The 20,303-nt window shown below is 53.6% G+C and carries 21 protein-coding genes; 13 read left to right on the forward strand and 8 right to left on the reverse strand.

Translation table 11 applies throughout. The features are described 5' to 3' along the window. Nucleotides 1-69 precede the first annotated feature (69 nt). Genes fdnG through fdhE form a run of 4 tightly spaced genes read left to right on the forward strand, consistent with a single transcriptional unit; the run spans nucleotide 70 to nucleotide 5,593 of the window. A complete protein-coding gene (fdnG, locus tag HV302_RS25075; protein WP_087121869.1) occupies nucleotides 70-3,120 on the forward strand; it encodes a formate dehydrogenase-N subunit alpha in 3,051 nt (1,016 codons plus the stop codon). Between the two features lie 12 nt (nucleotides 3,121-3,132). After that, on the forward strand, nucleotides 3,133-4,035 hold the full coding sequence (gene fdoH / locus HV302_RS25080) for a formate dehydrogenase O subunit beta (protein ID WP_003028691.1): 903 nt from the start codon (nucleotides 3,133-3,135) through the stop codon (nucleotides 4,033-4,035). After that, a complete protein-coding gene (fdoI, locus tag HV302_RS25085; protein WP_181626726.1) occupies nucleotides 4,032-4,667 on the forward strand; it encodes a formate dehydrogenase cytochrome b556 subunit in 636 nt (211 codons plus the stop codon). Before fdoH ends, fdoI begins: the two co-directional genes overlap by 4 nt. Beyond that, entirely contained in the window at nucleotides 4,664-5,593 is a 930-nt protein-coding gene (gene fdhE / locus HV302_RS25090) for a formate dehydrogenase accessory protein FdhE (protein ID WP_003028685.1), read from the forward strand. Before fdoI ends, fdhE begins: the two co-directional genes overlap by 4 nt. 36 nt (nucleotides 5,594-5,629) lie before the next feature. Here the strand turns inward: fdhE and HV302_RS25095 are convergent, their stop codons facing one another. Together HV302_RS25095 and HV302_RS25100 are read right to left on the reverse strand one after the other, a co-directional pair. Next, entirely contained in the window at nucleotides 5,630-6,004 is a 375-nt protein-coding gene (locus tag HV302_RS25095; protein ID WP_016155182.1) for a type II toxin-antitoxin system VapC family toxin, read from the reverse strand. Further along, nucleotides 6,004-6,246 carry a CopG family transcriptional regulator gene (locus HV302_RS25100; protein WP_016155181.1) on the reverse strand — a complete coding sequence of 81 codons (243 nt, stop codon included), beginning with the start codon at nucleotides 6,244-6,246 and terminating at the stop codon, nucleotides 6,004-6,006. Before HV302_RS25100 ends, HV302_RS25095 begins: the two co-directional genes overlap by 1 nt. Before the next feature lie 204 nt (nucleotides 6,247-6,450). On the opposite strand from HV302_RS25100, the gene HV302_RS25105 reads away from it, so the two are divergent. From HV302_RS25105 to HV302_RS25115, 3 genes are all read left to right on the forward strand, one after another. Continuing rightward, entirely contained in the window at nucleotides 6,451-7,359 is a 909-nt protein-coding gene (locus HV302_RS25105) for an alpha/beta hydrolase (RefSeq protein ID WP_181626727.1), read from the forward strand. 64 nt (nucleotides 7,360-7,423) lie between these two features. After that, nucleotides 7,424-7,666 (forward strand): type II toxin-antitoxin system ParD family antitoxin, encoded by a 243-nt coding sequence (locus tag HV302_RS25110; RefSeq protein ID WP_016155179.1) that lies wholly within the window; start codon nucleotides 7,424-7,426, stop codon nucleotides 7,664-7,666. Continuing rightward, nucleotides 7,659-7,946, forward strand: coding sequence for a type II toxin-antitoxin system RelE/ParE family toxin (locus HV302_RS25115; protein ID WP_181626728.1), 288 nt, complete (start codon nucleotides 7,659-7,661; stop codon nucleotides 7,944-7,946). The genes HV302_RS25110 and HV302_RS25115 overlap by 8 nt, the downstream gene beginning before the upstream one ends. A 5-nt stretch (nucleotides 7,947-7,951) precedes the next feature. On the opposite strand, the gene fabY is transcribed toward HV302_RS25115, so the two are convergent. The 6 genes from fabY to HV302_RS25145 all read right to left on the reverse strand — a co-directional run bounded on the left by fabY (nucleotide 7,952) and on the right by HV302_RS25145 (nucleotide 12,675). Next, complete coding sequence (fabY, locus tag HV302_RS25120; protein WP_003825286.1) at nucleotides 7,952-8,893, reverse strand: fatty acid biosynthesis protein FabY; 942 nt, start codon at nucleotides 8,891-8,893, stop codon at nucleotides 7,952-7,954. A gap of 44 nt (nucleotides 8,894-8,937) precedes the next feature. Beyond that, on the reverse strand, nucleotides 8,938-9,375 hold the full coding sequence (dtd, locus tag HV302_RS25125) for a D-aminoacyl-tRNA deacylase (RefSeq protein ID WP_016157874.1): 438 nt from the start codon (nucleotides 9,373-9,375) through the stop codon (nucleotides 8,938-8,940). Further along, the gene (locus HV302_RS25130; protein ID WP_181626729.1) at nucleotides 9,372-10,244 is read right to left on the reverse strand and encodes a virulence factor BrkB family protein; all 873 of its coding nucleotides are present in this window, start codon (nucleotides 10,242-10,244) and stop codon (nucleotides 9,372-9,374) included. The genes dtd and HV302_RS25130 overlap by 4 nt, the downstream gene beginning before the upstream one ends. Beyond that, nucleotides 10,238-10,837, reverse strand: coding sequence for a glucose-1-phosphatase (gene yihX, locus HV302_RS25135; protein WP_181626730.1), 600 nt, complete (start codon nucleotides 10,835-10,837; stop codon nucleotides 10,238-10,240). The genes HV302_RS25130 and yihX overlap by 7 nt, the downstream gene beginning before the upstream one ends. A 104-nt stretch (nucleotides 10,838-10,941) precedes the next feature. Next, entirely contained in the window at nucleotides 10,942-11,745 is an 804-nt protein-coding gene (locus HV302_RS25140) for a DeoR/GlpR family DNA-binding transcription regulator (RefSeq protein ID WP_016155173.1), read from the reverse strand. A gap of 33 nt (nucleotides 11,746-11,778) precedes the next feature. Further along, complete coding sequence (locus HV302_RS25145; RefSeq protein WP_104651901.1) at nucleotides 11,779-12,675, reverse strand: sugar kinase; 897 nt, start codon at nucleotides 12,673-12,675, stop codon at nucleotides 11,779-11,781. 166 nt (nucleotides 12,676-12,841) lie between these two features. Here HV302_RS25145 and yihU point away from each other — a divergent pair, with 166 nt between their 5' ends. From yihU to HV302_RS25175, 6 genes are read left to right on the forward strand one after another with little or no spacing between them, the layout of a single operon-like run. Next, complete coding sequence (yihU, locus tag HV302_RS25150; protein ID WP_181626731.1) at nucleotides 12,842-13,732, forward strand: sulfolactaldehyde 3-reductase; 891 nt, start codon at nucleotides 12,842-12,844, stop codon at nucleotides 13,730-13,732. A 19-nt stretch (nucleotides 13,733-13,751) separates the two neighbouring features. Next, nucleotides 13,752-14,627, forward strand: a complete 876-nt coding sequence (gene yihT, locus HV302_RS25155) for a sulfofructosephosphate aldolase (RefSeq protein WP_016155170.1) — start codon at nucleotides 13,752-13,754, stop codon at nucleotides 14,625-14,627. A gap of 12 nt (nucleotides 14,628-14,639) precedes the next feature. Further along, nucleotides 14,640-15,881: a sulfoquinovose isomerase gene (gene yihS, locus HV302_RS25160; protein ID WP_181626732.1), complete on the forward strand. Its 1,242-nt coding sequence runs from the start codon at nucleotides 14,640-14,642 to the stop codon at nucleotides 15,879-15,881. Between the two features lie 18 nt (nucleotides 15,882-15,899). After that, complete coding sequence (locus tag HV302_RS25165; protein WP_181626733.1) at nucleotides 15,900-16,775, forward strand: aldose-1-epimerase; 876 nt, start codon at nucleotides 15,900-15,902, stop codon at nucleotides 16,773-16,775. Between the two features lie 52 nt (nucleotides 16,776-16,827). Further along, entirely contained in the window at nucleotides 16,828-18,864 is a 2,037-nt protein-coding gene (locus tag HV302_RS25170; RefSeq protein ID WP_181626734.1) for an alpha-glucosidase, read from the forward strand. Between the two features lie 45 nt (nucleotides 18,865-18,909). After that, on the forward strand, nucleotides 18,910-20,292 hold the full coding sequence (locus tag HV302_RS25175; protein ID WP_016155166.1) for an MFS transporter: 1,383 nt from the start codon (nucleotides 18,910-18,912) through the stop codon (nucleotides 20,290-20,292). The last annotated feature ends 11 nt before the right edge of the window (nucleotides 20,293-20,303 follow it).

The raw sequence follows: 20,303 nt of genomic DNA on the forward strand, positions 1-20,303 counted from the left end.
CCACTTCCCTCGCGTTCGCGTTATAGGAAAACGAAGGGAACGTGACAATGTCGAAACAAGGAGCGAACCATGCAGGTCAGCAGAAGGCAGTTCTTTAAGATCTGCGCTGGCGGTATGGCAGGCACCACGGCAGCGGCACTGGGCTTTGCACCCGGCGTAGCGCTAGCGGAAACACGGCAATATAAATTGCTGCGCACCCGCGAAACCCGTAACACCTGCACTTACTGTTCCGTTGGCTGTGGACTGTTAATGTACAGTCTCGGTGACGGAGCAAAAAACGCCAAAGCATCCATCTTCCATATCGAAGGGGACCCGGATCACCCGGTGAACCGTGGCGCACTGTGCCCGAAAGGGGCAGGACTTGTGGACTTCATCCACTCTGAAAGCCGCCTGAAATTCCCGGAATACCGCGCACCTGGCTCTGATAAGTGGCAACAGATTAGCTGGGATGAGGCATTTGACCGCATCGCTAAGCTGATGAAAGAAGATCGCGACGCTAACTACGTTGCACAAAACGCCGAAGGCGTAACCGTTAACCGCTGGCTTTCCACCGGGATGCTGTGTGCTTCCGCTTCCAGTAACGAAACCGGCTATTTAACACAAAAATTCTCCCGCGCGCTTGGTATGCTCGCGGTCGACAACCAGGCACGCGTCTGACACGGACCAACGGTAGCAAGTCTTGCTCCAACATTTGGTCGCGGTGCGATGACCAACCACTGGGTCGACATTAAAAACGCCAACCTCGTTGTGGTGATGGGCGGTAACGCCGCTGAAGCTCACCCGGTCGGGTTCCGCTGGGCGATGGAAGCCAAAATTCACAACGGCGCGAAGCTGATTGTTATCGATCCGCGCTTTACGCGAACCGCGGCGGTGGCTGATTTCTATGCTCCGATTCGTTCCGGTACTGACATTGCTTTCCTGTCAGGCGTTTTGCTGTACCTGCTGAACAACGAAAAATTCAACCGCGAATACACTGAAGCCTATACCAACGCCAGCCTGATCGTGCGTGAGGATTACGGTTTCGAAGATGGCCTGTTTACCGGCTACGACGCGGACAAACGCAAGTATGACAAAACCAGTTGGAACTACGAACTGGATGAAAAAGGCTTCGCCAAACGCGATGTCACCCTGCAACACCCGCGCTGCGTATGGAACCTGCTGAAACAGCACGTCTCCCGCTACACGCCGGACGTCGTAGAAAATATCTGCGGTACACCAAAGGCCGACTTCCTGAAGGTCTGTGAGTACATCGCAGAAACAAGCCGCCCAGATAAAACCGCGTCGTTCCTGTACGCACTGGGCTGGACGCAACACTCCGTTGGTGCGCAGAACATCCGTACCATGGCGATGATCCAGTTGCTGCTGGGCAATATGGGGATGGCAGGCGGCGGCGTTAACGCCCTGCGCGGACACTCTAACATTCAGGGTCTGACCGACTTAGGTCTGCTGTCACAAAGCCTGCCGGGCTACATGACGCTGCCAAGCGAGAAACAAACTGACCTGCAAACTTACCTTGCCGCCAACACGCCAAAACCGTTGCTGGAAGGCCAGGTGAACTACTGGGGCAACTACCCGAAATTCTTCGTTTCGATGATGAAAGCCTTCTTTGGCGATAAAGCGACAGCGGAAAACAGCTGGGGCTTCGACTGGCTGCCGAAGTGGGATAAAGGGTACGACGTCCTGCAGTACTTCGAGATGATGAACCAGGGCAAAGTGAATGGCTATATCTGCCAGGGCTTTAACCCGGTCGCATCATTCCCGAATAAAAACAAGGTTGTGGCTTCACTGTCCAAACTGAAGTTCCTGGTCACCATCGACCCGCTCAACACAGAGACCTCCACCTTCTGGCAGAACCACGGTGAGTCAAACGATGTTGACCCGTCGAAAATCCAGACCGAAGTATTCCGTCTGCCGTCCACCTGCTTCGCCGAAGAGAACGGTTCTATCGTCAACTCCGGTCGCTGGCTGCAGTGGCACTGGAAAGGTGCGGATGCCCCGGGGATTGCCGTTACCGATGGTGAAATCCTCGCCGGTATCTTCCTGCGTCTGCGCAAGATGTATGCCGAACAGGGTGGCGCGAACCCGGAACAGGTGCTGAGCATGACCTGGAACTACTCCACCCCACACGAACCGGCTTCGGAAGAAGTGGCGATGGAGAGCAACGGTAAAGCCCTGGCCGACATTACCGACCCGGCCACCGGTGCCGTTATCGTCAAGAAAGGCCAACAGCTTAGCTCGTTCGCCCAACTGCGTGACGACGGTACCACCTCCAGCGGCTGCTGGATTTTTGCCGGTAGCTGGACGCCGGAAGGCAACCAGATGGCACGTCGCGATAACGCCGATCCGTCAGGCCTTGGCAATACGCTGGGCTGGGCATGGGCGTGGCCGCTCAACCGCCGCATTCTGTATAACCGCGCCTCCGCAGACCCGCAGGGGAATCCGTGGGATCCAAAACGTCAGATCCTGAAATGGGACGGGGCGAAATGGAGCGGGATGGATATTCCAGACTACAGTGCCGCCGCGCCGGGCAGCAACGTTGGGCCGTTCATCATGCAGCCGGAAGGGATGGGACGCCTGTTTGCTATCGATAAGATGGCAGAAGGTCCGTTCCCGGAACACTACGAGCCGTTTGAAACGCCGCTGGGGACTAACCCGCTGCACCCGAACGTTATCTCTAACCCTGCCGCACGTATCTTTAAAGGTGACGCGGAAGCACTGGGTAAAGCGGATAAGTTCCCGTACGTCGGTACGACCTACCGTCTGACCGAGCACTTCCACTACTGGACTAAGCATGCGCTGCTTAACGCTATCGCCCAGCCGGAGCAGTTTGTGGAAATTGGCGAGAAGCTGGCGAATAAGCTCGGTATCTCTCATGGCGATACCGTCAAAGTCTCCTCTAACCGTGGCTACATTAAAGCCAAAGCGGTGGTGACTAAACGTATTCGCACGTTGAAGGCCAACGGTCAGGATATCGACACTATCGGAATCCCGATTCACTGGGGCTACGAAGGTGTGGCGAAAAAAGGCTTTATCGCTAACACGTTAACGCCATTCGTCGGTGATGCGAACACGCAGACGCCGGAATTTAAGTCCTTCCTCGTGAACGTGGAAAAGGTGTAACGGAGACGACCTATGGCTTATCAATCGCAAGACATCATTCGTCGTTCCGCCACTAACGGTTTCACCCCCGCGCCTCAGGCGCGGGACCATCAGGAAGAGGTGGCGAAGCTTATCGACGTCACCACCTGTATCGGCTGTAAAGCGTGTCAGGTGGCGTGTTCAGAATGGAACGACATCCGTGATGAAGTGGGCAACAACGTTGGGGTGTACGACAACCCGGCTGATTTGACCGCTAAATCCTGGACGGTAATGCGCTTCTCGGAAGTGGAACAAAACGACAAACTGGAGTGGCTTATCCGCAAGGATGGCTGTATGCACTGCGCCGATCCGGGCTGCCTGAAGGCGTGTCCGGCCGAAGGAGCAATCATTCAGTATGCCAACGGTATCGTCGACTTCCAGTCCGAGCAGTGCATCGGCTGTGGCTACTGTATCGCGGGCTGCCCGTTCGACGTGCCGCGCCTCAACCCGGAAGACAACCGCGTTTACAAATGTACGCTGTGCGTTGACCGTGTAGTGGTCGGACAAGAACCAGCCTGCGTGAAAACGTGTCCAACCGGCGCAATTCATTTCGGCACTAAAGAGTCGATGAAAACGCTGGCCGGTGAGCGCGTGGCGGAGCTGAAAACGCGTGGTTACGAAAACGCAGGTCTGTACGATCCGGCAGGCGTTGGCGGTACGCACGTGATGTATGTATTGCACCATGCGGACAAGCCGAATCTGTACCACGGTCTGCCGGAGAACCCGGAAATCAGCGCCACCGTGAAGTTCTGGAAAGGCATCTGGAAACCTCTCGCAGCCGTCGGCTTTGCAGCGACATTTGCGGCCAGTATCTTCCACTACGTCGGCGTAGGCCCGAACCGTGCGGAAGAGGAAGAAGACAATCTGCATGAAGAAAAAGACGAGGTGCGCAAATGAAACGACGTGACACCATCGTGCGCTACACGGCGCCGGAACGCATCAACCACTGGATCACCGCCTTCTGTTTCATTCTGGCGGCAGTGAGCGGGATGGGTTTTCTCTTCCCGTCTTTTAACTGGCTGATGCACATCATGGGCACGCCGCAACTGGCGCGAATTGTGCACCCGTTTGTCGGCGTGATCACGTTTGCCTCGTTTATCATCATGTTTTTCCGTTACTGGCACCACAATCTAATCAATCGGGATGATATCTTTTGGGCGAAGAATATTCGTAAGATTGTCGTCAACGAGGAAGTAGGTGACACGGGACGTTATAACTTCGGCCAGAAATGCGTATTCTGGGCGGCGATTATCTTCCTGGTCCTGTTGCTGGTGAGCGGAGTGGTCATCTGGCGTCCGTATTTTGCGCCTGCTTTCTCAATCCCGGTGATCCGATTCGCGTTAATGCTGCATTCATTTGCCGCAGTAGCGTTAATTGTGGTTATCATGGTGCACATTTACGCCGCCCTTTGGGTGAAAGGCACCATTACCGCGATGGTGGAAGGATGGGTTACCAGTTCATGGGCGAAGAAACATCACCCGCGCTGGTACCGTGAAGTCCGCCAGAAACAGGAAAAGTCATCTGAATGAGTATTCGCATAATCCCGCAAGATGAGCTGGAGAAGAGCGAGAAACGCACGGCGGATATGATTCCGCCGTTATTATTCCCCAGACTCAAAAATTTGTATAACCGCCGCGCTGAACGTCTGCGCGAGCTGGCCGAGAACAACCCGCTGGGTGATTACCTGCGTTTTGCCGCGCTGATCGCTCACGCGCAGGAAGTGGTGTTGTACGACCATCCGCTGCAGATGGATCTGACCGCTCGCATCAAAGAAGCGAACGATCAGGGCAAACCGCCACTGGATATCCACGTTCTGCCACGCGACAAGCACTGGCAAAAACTGCTGCAATCGCTAATTGCTGAGCTGAAGCCGGAAATGAGCGGCCCTGCGCTGGCCGTGATCGAGAATCTGGAAAAAGCCTCGGAGCAGGAGCTGGAACTGATGGCCAGCGCGCTGTTTGCCTCCGATTTCGCCTCCGTCAGCAGCGACAAAGCACCGTTCATTTGGGCTGCCCTGTCGCTCTACTGGGCGCAGATGGCGAGCCTGATCCCCGGCAAAGCCCGTGCGGAATACGGCGAACAGCGTCAGTACTGCCCGGTGTGTGGTTCAATGCCGGTCTCCAGCATGGTGCAAATCGGTACCACTCAGGGGCTGCGCTATTTGCACTGCAACCTGTGCGAAACCGAGTGGCACGTGGTGCGCGTGAAGTGCAGCAACTGCGAGCAGAGCCGTGATTTGAACTACTGGTCGCTGGATAACGAACAGGCGGCAATTAAAGCTGAAAGCTGCGGCGATTGCGGGACTTACCTGAAGATTCTCTATCAGGAAAAAGACCCGAAAGTCGAGGCCGTAGCCGACGATCTCGCTTCACTGATGCTGGACGCACACATGGAGCAAGAGGGCTTTGCCCGCAGCTCCATCAACCCGTTCCTGTTCCCGGGTGAAGGGGAGTAAGTTCTTCGCACTACCGGGCGGCGCAGGTCGCCCGGGTTATAACGTATACGGTGTGACCACGCCGGATATGCCTGCAAAATCCCTGGTATTACGCGTAACCAGTGTAAGACGATGAATCTGCGCAGTGGCCAAAATGATGGCATCCGGCAATTTCATCCCATATTCCTGCCTGATGCTCACGCTTCGTTCAGCAATATCCTGTGAAACACCGATCACATTAAAAGCGCCTAGCGCAACGCGTGTGCGAGATTCCTGATGATATTTTTTTGCGCCCACCATCAACTCCATCCATGTAATGAGGCTGATTGCGTTCTGCGGCGGCCATGTTTCTATCGCTAGTTTTGCTTCACTTCGCCCGCTAAACAGGTCGATGAGGATGTTGGTATCAAAAAGCGCAGATCCTGTGACCATTACCATTCCTCACGGAGTTTACGCTGATAATCAACGCCATCTTCCTCACAACCTTGCCATAGCCCAAGAGCACGTGAAATTGTCGTTTCAGCTTGATCCTGCCTCTCAAGATACTGTTCAACAGCCTCCCGCAAAAGCTCGGCCCGCGGCAGATTACGCTGCACCTTGAGATCATCAAGACGTTTGATCACTTCGTCTGATAAATCGAGTAAAATTCTGCCCATATCCATCCCAGCCATCATACTCACATATACCTCCAGTATATCATTGGCGATTAATTTCCACACAACATACACCCGAGAAAAGCGAGAAAATAGCCTTCACGCGAACGATTTTTACTTTTGCGAGCCGCTTTCCAGAATCGTACACCCGTCACTTTTCCCATTCTCATTCGTGGCTATCCAGGTTATAAAACTGTATATCCATACAGATAAGGAAAATAATAAATGGCACTGGAAAGCGGGATTGCACAGCTGGTTGAGGCATTTATCGCGGCGGGACGCCCTTCTTCGCGCGAGCAAAATATTGATGACCGGAGAGCAGGCTACATTGCCAGCACGGTACTGGCAGGAGAAACTGAAACCCGCGTACAGGTTGAAGATATTGAACTCGATGCAATGACATTTCGCGTTGTTTCGCCGCGGGACGCCACGGGAAATCTCCCCTGCGTTATCTATTATCACGGTGGCTGCTTTGTCAGTGGTGGATTCGCGACGCATGATAACCAGCTAAGGCAGCTCGCCTGGTACAGCGGCTGTCGAGTCATTGCGGTGCAGTATCGCCTTGCGCCAGAGCATACTTTCCCGGCTGCACATAACGACGCTGAAACGGGAGCCAATATTATCTGGAAGTATGCCCAGAAACTGGGTGTCGACCGCGGCAGAATTACGCTTGCTGGCGACAGCGCGGGCGGGCATCTGGCGCTGGTCACTGCACTGCGCCTGAAAGCTGCCAATCAATGGCAACCTGCGCAGCTTATGCTGATTTACCCGATGCTGGACGCAACCGCCAGGTTTGAGAGCTACGACCGAAATGGGCAGGATTACATTATCACGCGTGACACGTTGCTTTCGGGCTACGAGATGTATTTGCCGCAAACCGACCTGCGGCATCCCGAAGCCAGCCCAGTCTGGCGTGAAGACTTCAACGGTCTGCCGCCCACGCACATCATTACAGCCGAATTCGACCCACTGCGCGATGAGGGTGAGGCCCTGTATCAACGGATCCTGGAGCAGGGCGTGGAGTGTACCTGCCAACGCTATCTTGGCGTTATCCACGGATTTTTCCAGCTGGCAGGAGTGAGCCAGGCGGCACGAAATGTTATGCGAGATGTGGCCTGGCGGCTTGGCCGTTAGGGTTGTTTATGTTTTCGTCCACGGGTGTTATCTTGTGTGAATAGATAACACAAAGGACAAACTTATGCCCAGAACTACCAGCATTACAATCGGCGAGCATCTCGATCGTTTTATTAACGAAATGATTGAAAGTGGGCGCTATGGCTCCACCAGCGAAGTTGTTCGTTCGGCATTGCGTTTGCTGGAGGAACAAGAATTGCGAAATAATGCATTACGCGACGCGCTGGAGGATGGGATACACAGTGGCACAAGCGACCTGACTCTACAGGAGGTCGCGCTCAGGAAGAAGCGCAGTCTGAATGTATAAACTCTCTAATCGGGCAGTCGAAGACTTTGAATCTATCTATGAATACACCTGGAGAAAATTCGGTTATCAACATGCAGATAAATACACGACTGAGATGGAGCAGCTTTTTTTACTATTAGAGAAAAACCCTTTGATGGGTCGCAACAGCTCTGAAATTAAGGAAGGCACCCGTCAATACAACCACCGCCAACATGCAATTTTTTATCAAAATGCGGATTATGGCATTTTCATAATCCGCATTTTACATCAGCAAATGAACCCAATATTGCATTTTAACTAGAGAAACTACTCTTCCTCATTCCCGCCCTCTTCATATGCGCCAAACGGTTTCGCGGGTAGCACAATGTAGGTACCTTCAAACACGACGCCCGGCGTGTCATCGCCAAACACCCCGACCTGCATCTGAACGCGCGCCTTGCGGCCTCTTGCCAGACGGTCCAGGTCACCGCTCAGCGAGCCCAGATCGGCAATAGCGGTAGGTTTCCCGGTAATTGGCCTGCTATATCGGATATGCGCGTCGGCGAGGATTATCGTCCCCCCCAGATGACGCTCGCGCAGCATCAGCCAGATAAGCCCCCAGCCCGTTAACGTCGCCAGTGAAAACAGGCTTCCGGCAAACAGCGTATGGTGCGGGTTCTGATTGCCAGTCTCTGGCATCGTCGTAATAAATTTCTGCCCGGTGTACTGCTGAATGCGCACGCCCATTTTCTCACTCAATGGAATATGTTCGTACCAAGCTTGCTGTAGCTGTCCGCACCAGTCCCCGCGATGGAGAATGTCGTCCAGCGTTGCGATGGGTTTAATCATCAAAAAATGGCGCACCGGCGTGGTTTGCGGCGTGGTAATTTCGCCCTGGCTCACAAACCCCAGTTTGGCGAAAAATTCGACCGCATCTTCACGGGCGCTACAGGTTACGCGCTTTACCCCTTCCTGACGCGCCACAGACTCCAGGGTCATTGCCATCAGCGTGCCCAACCCTTTCTCCTGCACTGAGGGGTCAACGGCCATAAAGCGTATGGAGGCTTCGTTATCCGCATTGATATACAGACGCCCGACCGCGACCAGATTTCCCTCTTCGTCCACCACCATCTGGTGATGCGCCATCGCGTCCCAGGCATCCCGTTCGGAGCCTTTGGGCTGGTGCAACGGTTTACGCAACATCTCCCAGCGAAACTGGTAGTAACGCTCCAACTCTTCTTCTGTTTGCGGTACTCGAAGGTGATACATAGTCGTATTCTCTCTTGTTGCCCGCGGCCACACCGGTAGCTGGTTCATACTTGTAACCAGAACGTCACGGGGCCATCATTAACCAGTGAAACCTGCATATCCGCAGCGAATCGACCGGTTTGCGTATTCATTTCCTGTTGGCGGCAACGCTCAACAAAGTATTCATACAGCGCTTCTGCCCGCTCGGGCGAAGCGCCTTTCGAAAACCCCGGGCGCATGCCACGTTCGGTATCTGCCGCCAGCGTGAACTGTGAAACCACCAGCACACTGCCACCTGATTGCTGCACGTTGAGGTTCATTTTTCCTTCGGCATCGCTAAAGATTCGATAGCCGAGTACGCGCTCGCACAGACGGTTCGCTTTCTGTTCGTCATCATCCCTTTCGACACCTAACAGGACCAAAAGTCCTGGGCCAATTTCACCCGTCACCTCGCCCTCCACGGTGACGCTGGCACGGGTTACGCGCTGAATTAATGCAATCATGGTTGATCTGCTTCTTCTTGTTCTGCGGCTTGTTTAAGTTTGCGGTATTCCCCGAGAGTGACAGTTATTTCCGCGCCTAGCAAGACGATACACCACGTCCAGTATACCCAGACAAATAAAATGGGGATTACCGCCAGGACACCGTAAATGAGCTGATACGACGGGAACATCGTGATGTAGAGCGCAAATCCTTTCTTTCCGGCCTCGAACAACACGGCGGCCACAAAGGCGCCAATAACCGCATCACGATTGGGCACGCGCGTAGTCGGTACAATGCTGTAAAGCAGCCAGAACGAGAGCCAGGAAAGCACCAGAGGGAAAATACGCAAGACGTCATCAATCACCGAGTTGAGATCGCTGGCCCAGCGCAATGACAACAAATAAGAGCTGATCGCCAGACTGGCCCCCGCCAGCAGCGGCCCCAGCGTTAAAATCATCCAGTAGACGGCGAAAGAGTAAACTTTGGGACGAGTGCGCTTACTGCGCCAGATAGTATTCAGAGCATTATCAATGGCATACATCAGCAATAACGCCGTGACAATCAGCCCACATGACCCAACGGCCGTCATTTTGTTCGAGTTGGCGACAAACTGTTCGATATAACGCTGGATGACGTCTCCCGTCGCCGGGATAAAATTTGCGAAAATAAAATGACGTAGCTGGGCACTGACGTCGGAAAACATCGGAAATGCGGCGAAAAGAGCAAACACAACGGCGATAAGCGGCACTAATGAGAGCAGTGAAACGTAGGCAAGATTCCCTGCCAGCGTCGTCATGTTGTCCTCATCAATCCGCTGCCATAGTAGCTTCAGCCAGGCCCGTACAGGACGCGTATGGTGCCTGGCTTGTTGCTGAACATTTTTTAGCATAACAACTTCGCGAAATAGTCAGGAATGGTCGTTTTATCGACGACCTGGATACTGGTAATCCCTAACCGGTTAGCTCCTTCAATATTATCGGCGTTGTCGTCAAAAAAGACCGCATCTTCCGCAGAAAAACCTTCAGACTGCAGGACATGCTGGTAAATCCGCGCTTCCGGTTTTCGCATGCCCAGATCCTGGGAAAGATAAATATGGTCAGCAGCCTGACGAATTTCAGGATATTCATCCGACCAAAATGTTGTGTGCAGACGGTTAGTATTCGACAAGACGACCACCCGATGCCCCTGCTCACGCAGCTTATGCATGATGTCGATGACTTCAGGGCGCAATGCCACAAAAACGGCCTGCCAGCCGTGAGAGAACTGCTCGTAACTTAGCGGCAGCGCCATGTCATGACATAGCGCCTCGGCAAAGGCTTCATCCGTTATTTCACCTCGCTCATGCTGGTGAAAAGCTTCTCCCATGGTGAAACTTTGCTTCAGCGAGGCCAGCGGTACACGGCTCAGATCGCTCCATGTGCCCAACACGCGGTTGAAGTCGATATCGACAATCACATTACCTAAATCAAAGATATAGAGCATGCCCTTCTCCTTATTCGCCGTGGATGAATAACTGTAGCGGGAAAGGAGAAGTTTGACTATGTGAGAGTGATGGCTTCGAACTTATCGAGCCATCATCTGAGGAATTACACGGCCAGAGCATCATCTTGTGAAGGACTCACCTGCACAATTTCAACCTGTTGTGACTGGAGTAAATTATGCAATGCGGGACCTGGGTATTCATCGGTAAACAGCGCGGTCACCTGAGAGACGTTACCAATTTCTACCGCGGCAGAAGCCGTATATTTCGTATGATCCGCTGCCAGCAGAATGTGTCTTGAGTGCGACATCATCGTTTTCACTACGCTGGCTTCATTGACATCAAACTCCAGCAGCGCGCCATCACTTTCGATCGCGCCAACGCTGGTTACCAGGTAGTCGGCCCGAAAATCAGCGACAAATGCCGAGGCAGAAGGACCAATGATGCCACTGTTGTGCGGGCGTAACGTTCCCCCCGGCACCATGACTTCAAAACGTGGATTGTTATAAAGAATGTGCGCCACACGCAGACTGTTGGTGATAATGCGCAAATGATTATGGTTTAACAGCGAGCGGGCCACCTGCTCAACGGTGGTGCCAATGGTAATAAACACCGTTGACCCATCGGGAATGTAGTCCGCCACCGCTTCCGCGATGGCTTTTTTCTCCTCCGTCCAGGAGACTTCACGCTGCTCAAACGCCGTATTCACCACGCTGGAGGCTCTGCCCGCGCCACCATGATGACGCGTAATTAATCCCTGCTCGCTGAGTTTACGAATATCACGACGCACGGTCTGCGTGGACACGTCCAGCAGGCTGGCCAGCTCGTCGATATTCATATAACCGCGCTCGCTAATCAGCATAAGCAGTTGATCGTGTCGCGGGTTACCGGTCAGTTCGGTAAGACTCATGAAATTTCCTCGAAAAACCATTGCCCTGGCATTTTATACAAAAAGTGACAGAAAAGATCGGGTTTGATCACAGTCAGGGATTCCGGCCCTTCCTCCCGGACGCGTACATTTTAGCGCAGCAACCCCGCTGGCGAACCTGACGGCCTCTTCCGGGAGGTCGCCACCGGCCAGGCTAAACGCGAGCGCACCATGGAAAACATCCCCCGCCCCCGTAGTGTCAACAACGTCGACTTTAAATCCAGATTGATGCTGCAACGTATTATTTTTTATCCAGTCACAGCCTGCACTGCCCCGCGTTACATAAACGTGACCATTTGTGAGCGTTTGTGCTTGTTTCAGTCCGGCTTCAGGATCGTTTATCCCGGTTAAACGCGCCAGACCGGGTTCAGAAAACGCAGCATGATCGCTTAACGCCACCAGCTCGCGGATATCTTGTGGCGTTACGTCACCATCCAGTACCGTCATCACTCCCGCCCGACGCGCCAATGTGAACGCCTGCCTGGCCCCTTCGTGCCAGCGAACATCCGCCAACACCACATCCCACTGGGTAAAATCGATCTCATTGAGCCAGTCAGCATCATGCAGTAAATCCGGGCTGGGATAGTTAACGATAATCCGTTCCCCTTGCGCATCAACCATAATTGCCGATTGTGAAGACTTCGCCCCCGCGTAGCGCCGGGAATAGCGGGTATTTACCCCCAGGGACTCCAGCTCCGCCAGCAAGCTATTTCCGGTGTCGTCATCGCCCACACGGCCAATAAAGTCCACCTGCGCGCCCAGCTTCGCTGCAGCCACTGCGGCCGTTGCAGCAGGCCCGCCGCCCACTTCCGTATAACGCTTCGCCACATACTTACCTCCTTCAGTCGGTAAACCTTCCACGTAATAGATGCGATCCATCACGGCAATACCTACACAAGCAATACGAATCATGGTCGTTCCTTAGGCGTTTCAAGATGGGATCATTTTAATTTCACAAAATGTTTAAAAAGTGACGGCTGTCAATTTTTTGACCATAAATTACAAATACGATCAAAAACAGACAAAAACAAACGACCTTAAATGACAAAAAATGACATCCACGTCTCAGGAGAACGTTATGGCAGTTATAGCATTTATCGGATTAGGTCAGATGGGTTCACCCATGGCGAGCAACTTGCTGAAGCAGGGTCATCAACTCAGCGTCTTTGACGTTAACCCGGATGCCGTTCAGCGCCTGGTGGAAAAAGGAGCACAGCCTGCCAGTAGCCCGGCTCAGGCAGCAAAAGGTGCAGAATTTGTCATCACCATGCTGCCAAACGGCGATCTGGTGCGCAGCGTATTGTTCGGCGAGCAGGGTATTTGCGAAAGCCTCTCCCAGCAGGCGTTAGTAATTGATATGTCGACTATTCACCCACTGCAAACCGATAAACTCATCGCCGATATGCGTGCCAAAGGCTTCGATATGATGGATTGCCCGGTTGGACGCACCTCCGATCACGCCATAGCGGGAACGCTGTTGCTACTGGCAGGTGGAACGGCACAGCAAGTAGAACGCGCCACACCGGTTCTGATGGCGATGGGTAATGAATTGATCAATGCAGGTGGTCCCGGCATGGGGATCCGCGTGAAGCTCATCAACAACTACATGAGTATCGCGCTAAACGCCCTCTCTGCCGAAGCCGCCGTGTTGTGCGAGGCACTTGGTCTCTCCTTCGATGTGGCTTTGCAAGTCATGAGCGGCACCCCCGCCGGAAAAGGCCACTTTACTACCTCCTGGCCGAACAAAGTGCTGAAAGGCGATCTTTCCCCGGCTTTCATGATCGATTTAGCTCACAAGGATCTTGGCATCGCCCTGGACGTTGCCAACCAATTGCACGTGCCGATGCCGCTCGGCGCCGCTTCCCGCGAAGTCTATAACCAGGCACGCGCCGCTGGCCGTGGCCGGGAAGACTGGACCGCAATACTCGAGCAGGTTCGGACATCTGCCGGACTGAATTCCCAACTTTGATAAGTAAAAGGACTGAACAATGACCAAGTACACCCTGAAAGATATCACCCGAGCTTCCGGCGGGTTTGCCATGCTGGCGGTCGATCAGCGCGAAGCCATGCGCTTAATGTTTGCCGCCGCGGGTGCAAAATCCCCGGTCAATGACAGCGTGCTGACTGATTTCAAAGTCAATGCGGCGAAGATCCTTTCTCCCTATGCCTCCGCCATTCTGGTCGATCAGCAGTTCTGCTACCGCCAGGTTGTAGAGCAAAACGCGGTCGCCAAAAACTGCGCCATGATTGTGGCCGCTGATGAGTTCATTCCGGGTAACGGTATTCCGGTCGATAGCGTGGTGATTGATAAAAAAATCGACCCGCAGACCGTGAAGCAAGATGGTGCCAAGGCCCTCAAACTGCTGGTGCTGTGGCGTAGCGATGAAGATGCCCAACAACGTCTTGATATGGTGGGAGAATTCAATGAACTGTGCCATTCCAATGGCCTGCTGAGCATCATCGAGCCGGTTGTTCGCCCACCACGTCGTGGCGATAAGTTCGATCGTGAACAGGCCATTATCGATGCCGCGAAAGAACTGGGTGATAGCGGTGCCGATCTCTACAAGGTCGAAATGCCTCTGTACGGCAAAGGAACCCAACAAGAGCTGCTTAGCGCCTCTCAGCGCCTGAATGAAAACATCAACATGCCGTGGGTCATTCTCTCCTCCGGTGTGGATGAAAAACTGTTCCCACGCGCGGTCAGCGTAGCAATGACCGCTGGCGCATCCGGCTTCCTGGCCGGACGTGCGGTCTGGTCATCCGTGGTTGGTCTGCCGGATACCGAACTGATGCTGCGTGATGTTTCCGCACCTAAGTTGCAGCGTCTGGGCGATATCGTCGATGAAATGATGGCCCGGCGCTAAGAGGATCTCAGAATGAAATGGTTTAACACCCTAAGCCACAACCGCTGGCTGGAGCAGGAAACAGACCGCATCTTTAACTTTGGTAAGAACGCTGCGGTACCTACCGGATTTGGCTGGCTGGGAAACAGTGGTCAGGTCAGAGCAGATATGGGGACACATCTGTGGATCACCGCCCGCATGCTGCACGTCTACTCCGTTGCCGCGTCAATGGGACGGCCTGGCGCATACCAACTCGTCGATCACGGCATTAAAGCGCTGAACGGTGCGCTACGCGACATACGCTACGGCGGTTGGTACGCCAGCGTAAATGACGAAGGCGTGATGGACGCCTCCAAGCAGGGTTATCAGCATTTCTTCGTCTTGCTCGGCGCGGCAAGCGCGGTCACTACCGGTCATCCACAGGCCAGACAATTGCTGGATGACGCCATCGAGGTGATTGAAAAGTACTTCTGGAGCGAAGACGAGCAGATGTGCCTGGAGTCCTGGGACGAAGCCTTCAGCCAGACGGAAGATTACCGTGGCGGTAACGCCAACATGCACGCGGTCGAGGCTTTCCTGATCGTTTATGACGTTACCCATGACCGTAAATGGCTCGATCGCGCACTGCGAATTGCTTCGGTGATTATTCACGACGTGGCCCGCAGCGGGGAGTATCGCGTCAATGAGCACTTCGATTCACAGTGGAACCCAATTCGTGATTACAACAAGGATAACCCTGCTCACCGTTTCCGCGCATACGGCGGCACGCCGGGCCACTGGATCGAATGGGGCCGTCTGATGCTGCATCTGCATGCCGCGTTGGAAGCCCGCTTCGAAACGCCTCCCGCCTGGCTGCTGGAAGATGCCAAAGGCTTGTTCCACGCCACCATCCGTGATGCCTGGGCACCGGACGGTGCGGATGGTTTTGTCTATTCGGTGGACTGGGACGGTAAACCAATCGTTCGCGAAAGAGTGCGTTGGCCGATAGTCGAAGCCATGGGTACCGCCTATGCCTTGTATACCCTCACCGGCGACAGCCAGTACGAAGCCTGGTACCAGAAGTGGTGGGATTACTGCATCACCTATCTGATGGACTACGAGACCGGTTCATGGTGGCAGGAGTTGGACACCGACAACAAAGTGACCACCAAAGTCTGGGACGGTAAGCAGGACATTTATCACCTGCTGCACTGCCTGGTAATCCCGCGTCTACCGCTGGCTCCGGGCCTTGCTCCGGCGGTTGCTGCCGGTCTTCTGGATATCAACGCCAAATAAGTCACAAGGATAGCAGCCATGCATAGTGGTGGAAAAACCATTCATCTTCAGGCCGGACACTACGAGGCGAAAATCGTCACGGTTGGCGCTGGGCTGGCAGAATTGATGCATCGTGGGCGTCACATCGTTATTCCACATAAGCCGGAAGAGATGCCGCAGGCGCATTTAGGAAAAGTGTTAGTCCCATGGCCAAACCGCGTTGCAGACGGCTGCTATCAACATAACGGCAAGACCTTCCAGCTTGCCGTTAACGACCCTATTTCGCATACCGCCATTCACGGGCTGTTGGCCTGGCGGGACTGGCAGATTAACCAGCAGTCGGCATCGGAAGTGTCGCTGATGATTTTTCTGCCGCCCTCTTATGGTTATCCCTTTTCATTACTGGTTGAAACAACATATCGCCTTGATGCAATAAGCGGTCTGCACATTTTTATTACTGCGCTGAATATTGGTGATGAATCAGCGCCTTATGGTTCTGGCGCTCATCCCTATTTGACCTGTGGTCTTGAGAAGATAGATAGCTGTACGCTCACTCTTCCGACAGATGAGGTCTTTGACATTGATACCCTGGAAACGCATCGCGTTGAGAATACCGCGCTGAATTTCACCACGCCGCGCCCTGTCGCTGCAACGCAGATCGATCACACCTTTAAAACCCCTGTGTCCGGGCGTGAATGGGAAGTCAGCATGTTCAGTGCAACGAAAAATATGACGACGTACTTACGTTGCGACCAGCCGTGGCTACAGATTTACAGCGGCGAGAAATTACACCGTCTGGGGATTGCCGTAGAACCCATGACCTGCCCGCCAGATGCCTTTAATTCAGGCATCAGTCTTATCTCTCTGGCACCCGGCGAGATGCATCGGATGCATTTTTTTATCGGTGCCGAATAACCTTATCCCAAAACAAAAATTACCGAATTACCCTATTTTTACGGAGACGATAATGAATTCGCTACAACAACGGTCAACCGCTTTAGAACTAACGACGTTACAGAATGGCTTTACGCTGACATACCACCAGCGCCTGATTTTACGTCACAGCACAGAAACCCCCTGCCTGTGGATCGGCGCTGGCGTTGCCGATATTGATATGTTCCGCGGCAACTTCAGCATTAAAGACAAGCTCAATGAGAAGATTGCCCTGACCGACGCCACGGTCAGCGAGTCGCCTGACGGCTGGCAGGTGCATTTCAGTCGCGGTAACACCATCAACGCCACGCTGCACATCTCCACCGATGAACAGGGTCGCCTGAAGCTGGATCTGCACAACGATGATCTCAGCCATAACCGCATCTGGCTGCGTCTGGCTGCCAACCCGGACGATCATATTTACGGCTGCGGTGAACAGTTCTCTTATTTCGACTTACGCGGTAAACCGTTCCCACTGTGGACCAGCGAACAGGGCGTGGGCCGTAACAAAAATAGCTATGTCACCTGGCAGGCAGACTGCAAAGAAAATGCTGGTGGTGACTACTACTGGACCTTTTTCCCGCAGCCGACCTTCGTCAGCACGCAGAAGTACTACTGCCACGTTGATAACAGCTGCTATATGAATTTCGACTTCAGCGCGCCGGAGTATCACGAACTGGCATTGTGGGAGGACAAAACCACCCTACGATTTGAATGCGCTGACACCTACATCTCTTTACTGGAAAAACTGACCGCGCTGTTAGGACGCCATCCGGAGCTGCCGGACTGGATCTACGATGGCGTCACGCTCGGTATTCAAGGCGGTACTGAGGTTTGCCAGAACAAACTGGACACCATGCGTAACGCAGGCGTGAAAGTAAACGGCATCTGGGCGCAGGACTGGTCCGGGATCCGCATGACCTCCTTTGGCAAACGCGTGATGTGGAACTGGAAGTGGAACAGCGACAACTATCCTCAGTTGGATAGCCGTATTAAGCAGTGGAAAGAAGAAGGCGTGCAATTCCTCTCCTACATCAACCCGTACGTCGCCAGCGATAAAGATCTCTGCGCCGAAGCGGCTGCGCACGGTTATCTGGCGAAAGATGCCTCTGGCGCTGACTATCTGGTTGAGTTTGGCGAGTTTTACGGCGGCGTGGTGGACCTGACCAACCCTGAAGCCTACGCCTGGTTCAAAGAAGTCATCAAAAAGAACATGATTGAGCTGGGATGCGGCGGTTGGATGGCCGACTTTGGCGAATACCTGCCAACCGACACTTACCTGCACAATGGCATTAGCGCTGAAATTATGCATAACGCCTGGCCTGCGCTGTGGGCGAAATGTAACTACGAAGCGTTACAGGAGACTGGCAAGCTCGGCGAGATCCTGTTCTTTATGCGTGCGGGTTACACCGGCAGCCAGAAATACTCCACCATGATGTGGGCAGGCGATCAGAACGTTGACTGGAGCCTTGACGACGGTCTGGCCTCGGTCGTGCCTGCTGCGCTGTCACTGGCGATGAGCGGCCATGGTCTGCACCACAGCGATATCGGCGGCTACACCACCCTATTTGAAATGAAACGCAGCAAAGAGCTGCTGCTGCGCTGGTGTGACTTTAGCGCCTTCACGCCGATGATGCGCACCCACGAAGGTAACCGCCCTGGCGATAACTGGCAGTTTGATGGTGATGCTGAAACCATCGCTCACTTTGCTCGTATGACCACCGTCTTTACCACCCTTAAACCGTATCTGAAACAGGCGGTCGCGCAAAACAGCGCCACCGGTCTGCCGGTGATGCGTCCGCTATTCCTACATTACGAAGACGATGCGCGGACCTACACCCTGAAATATCAGTACCTGCTGGGACAGGATGTGCTGGTTGCGCCGGTTCACGAACAAGGCCAGCAAAACTGGACTCTGTATCTGCCGGAGGATAGCTGGGTCAACATCTGGACCGGGGAAACTTACCAGGGCGGTGAAATTACCGTGGATGCGCCTATTGGCAAGCCTCCGGTGTTTTATCGCGCGAAGAGTGAATGGGCGTCACTGTTTGCCACTTTACGCAACATCTAATGCGGCTCGCCCGTGGGGAAACTCGCGGGCACATGGAGAATAATAATGAGTCAGACTTCCTCTAATCCGGCAACCCTACGCTTGCCGTTCAAAGAAAAACTCGCCTATGGGATGGGTGATTTAGGCTCCAATATCCTGCTGGATATTGGTACGCTCTATTTACTCAAGTTTTATACCGATGTCCTTGGTTTACCTGGAACTTATGGCGGTATCATTTTCCTCATCGCCAAGTTTTTTACCGCGTTTACCGATATGGGCACCGGGATTATGCTTGATTCCCGCCGCAAAATCGGCCCGAAGGGAAAATTCCGTCCGTTCGTTCTTTATGCCGCATTTCCGGTTACCTTGCTGGCGATTGCAAACTTTGTCGGTACACCGTTTGAAGTAACCGGTAAAACGGTCATGGCAACGGTGCTGTTTATGCTGTACGGATTGTTTTTCAGCATGATGAACTGCTCCTATGGTGCGATGGTTCCCGCGATTACGAAAAATCCTGACGAACGCGCGTCGCTTGCCGCCTGGCGGCAAGGTGGCGCAACCCTTGGTCTGTTGCTGTGTACCGTCGGTTTTGTTCCCGTAATGAACCTGATCGAAGGCAACTCGCAGCTGGGTTATATCTTCGCCGCCACGTTGTTTTCTCTGTTTGGCCTGCTGTTTATGTGGCTCTGCTATGCCGGGGTAAAAGAACGTTACGTGGAAGTGAAACCCGTTGATGCCGCGCAAAAACCGGGATTGCTGCAATCCTTTCGCGCCATCGCCGGTAACAGGCCGCTGTTTATTCTGTGCATTGCCAACCTTTGCACGCTTGGCGCGTTTAACGTCAAGCTGGCGATTCAGGTCTACTACACCCAGTACGTTCTTAATGACCCGATCCTCCTTTCCTGGATGGGCTTTTTTAGCATGGGTTGTATCTTCATCGGCGTCTTCTTGATGCCTGGCATGGTCAGACGTTTTGGCAAGAAAAAAGTCTACATCGGCGGTTTGCTGATTTGGGTGGCGGGCGATCTGCTTAACTACTTCTTTGGCGGCGGCTCCGTCAGTTTTGTCGCGTTCTCTTGTCTGGCGTTCTTCGGCTCGGCATTCGTCAACAGCCTGAACTGGGCGTTGGTCTCCGATACCGTGGAATATGGCGAATGGCGTACCGGCGTACGCTCTGAAGGTACGGTATACACCGGTTTCACCTTCTTCCGTAAAGTGTCACAAGCGCTGGCAGGATTCTTCCCGGGCTGGATGCTGACGCAAATCGGCTACGTCCCCAATGTGGTGCAATCTGCAAGTACGGTCGAAGGATTGCGTCAGTTGATCTTTATTTATCCCTGCGCCTTGGCGGTGATCACCATTGTAGCTATGGGCTGTTTCTACAACCTTAACGAGAAGATGTATGTCCGCATCGTTGAAGAGATAGAAGCGCGTAAACAACCCGTTTGATAATAATAATG

It is taken from the genome of Citrobacter sp. RHBSTW-00859 (assembly GCF_013729795.1).
Lineage (GTDB): Bacteria > Pseudomonadota > Gammaproteobacteria > Enterobacterales > Enterobacteriaceae > Citrobacter > Citrobacter braakii.

Coding starts and splice junctions, on each gene's coding strand:
- dtd (WP_016157874.1), bottom strand. CDS start 9,375: ATGATTGCATTAATTCAGCGCGTAACCCGTGCCAGCGTCACCGTGGAG.
- HV302_RS25105 (WP_181626727.1), top strand. CDS start 6,451: ATGGCACTGGAAAGCGGGATTGCACAGCTGGTTGAGGCATTTATCGCG.
- fdoH (WP_003028691.1), top strand. CDS start 3,133: ATGGCTTATCAATCGCAAGACATCATTCGTCGTTCCGCCACTAACGGT.
- yihU (WP_181626731.1), top strand. CDS start 12,842: ATGGCAGTTATAGCATTTATCGGATTAGGTCAGATGGGTTCACCCATG.
- HV302_RS25140 (WP_016155173.1), bottom strand. CDS start 11,745: ATGAGTCTTACCGAACTGACCGGTAACCCGCGACACGATCAACTGCTT.
- HV302_RS25110 (WP_016155179.1), top strand. CDS start 7,424: ATGCCCAGAACTACCAGCATTACAATCGGCGAGCATCTCGATCGTTTT.
- HV302_RS25095 (WP_016155182.1), bottom strand. CDS start 6,004: ATGGTCACAGGATCTGCGCTTTTTGATACCAACATCCTCATCGACCTG.
- fdoI (WP_181626726.1), top strand. CDS start 4,032: ATGAAACGACGTGACACCATCGTGCGCTACACGGCGCCGGAACGCATC.
- HV302_RS25130 (WP_181626729.1), bottom strand. CDS start 10,244: ATGCTAAAAAATGTTCAGCAACAAGCCAGGCACCATACGCGTCCTGTA.
- HV302_RS25175 (WP_016155166.1), top strand. CDS start 18,910: ATGAGTCAGACTTCCTCTAATCCGGCAACCCTACGCTTGCCGTTCAAA.
- yihX (WP_181626730.1), bottom strand. CDS start 10,837: ATGCTCTATATCTTTGATTTAGGTAATGTGATTGTCGATATCGACTTC.
- HV302_RS25115 (WP_181626728.1), top strand. CDS start 7,659: ATGTATAAACTCTCTAATCGGGCAGTCGAAGACTTTGAATCTATCTAT.
- HV302_RS25145 (WP_104651901.1), bottom strand. CDS start 12,675: ATGATTCGTATTGCTTGTGTAGGTATTGCCGTGATGGATCGCATCTAT.
- HV302_RS25100 (WP_016155181.1), bottom strand. CDS start 6,246: ATGATGGCTGGGATGGATATGGGCAGAATTTTACTCGATTTATCAGAC.
- HV302_RS25170 (WP_181626734.1), top strand. CDS start 16,828: ATGAATTCGCTACAACAACGGTCAACCGCTTTAGAACTAACGACGTTA.
- HV302_RS25165 (WP_181626733.1), top strand. CDS start 15,900: ATGCATAGTGGTGGAAAAACCATTCATCTTCAGGCCGGACACTACGAG.
- fdhE (WP_003028685.1), top strand. CDS start 4,664: ATGAGTATTCGCATAATCCCGCAAGATGAGCTGGAGAAGAGCGAGAAA.
- yihS (WP_181626732.1), top strand. CDS start 14,640: ATGAAATGGTTTAACACCCTAAGCCACAACCGCTGGCTGGAGCAGGAA.
- yihT (WP_016155170.1), top strand. CDS start 13,752: ATGACCAAGTACACCCTGAAAGATATCACCCGAGCTTCCGGCGGGTTT.
- fabY (WP_003825286.1), bottom strand. CDS start 8,893: ATGTATCACCTTCGAGTACCGCAAACAGAAGAAGAGTTGGAGCGTTAC.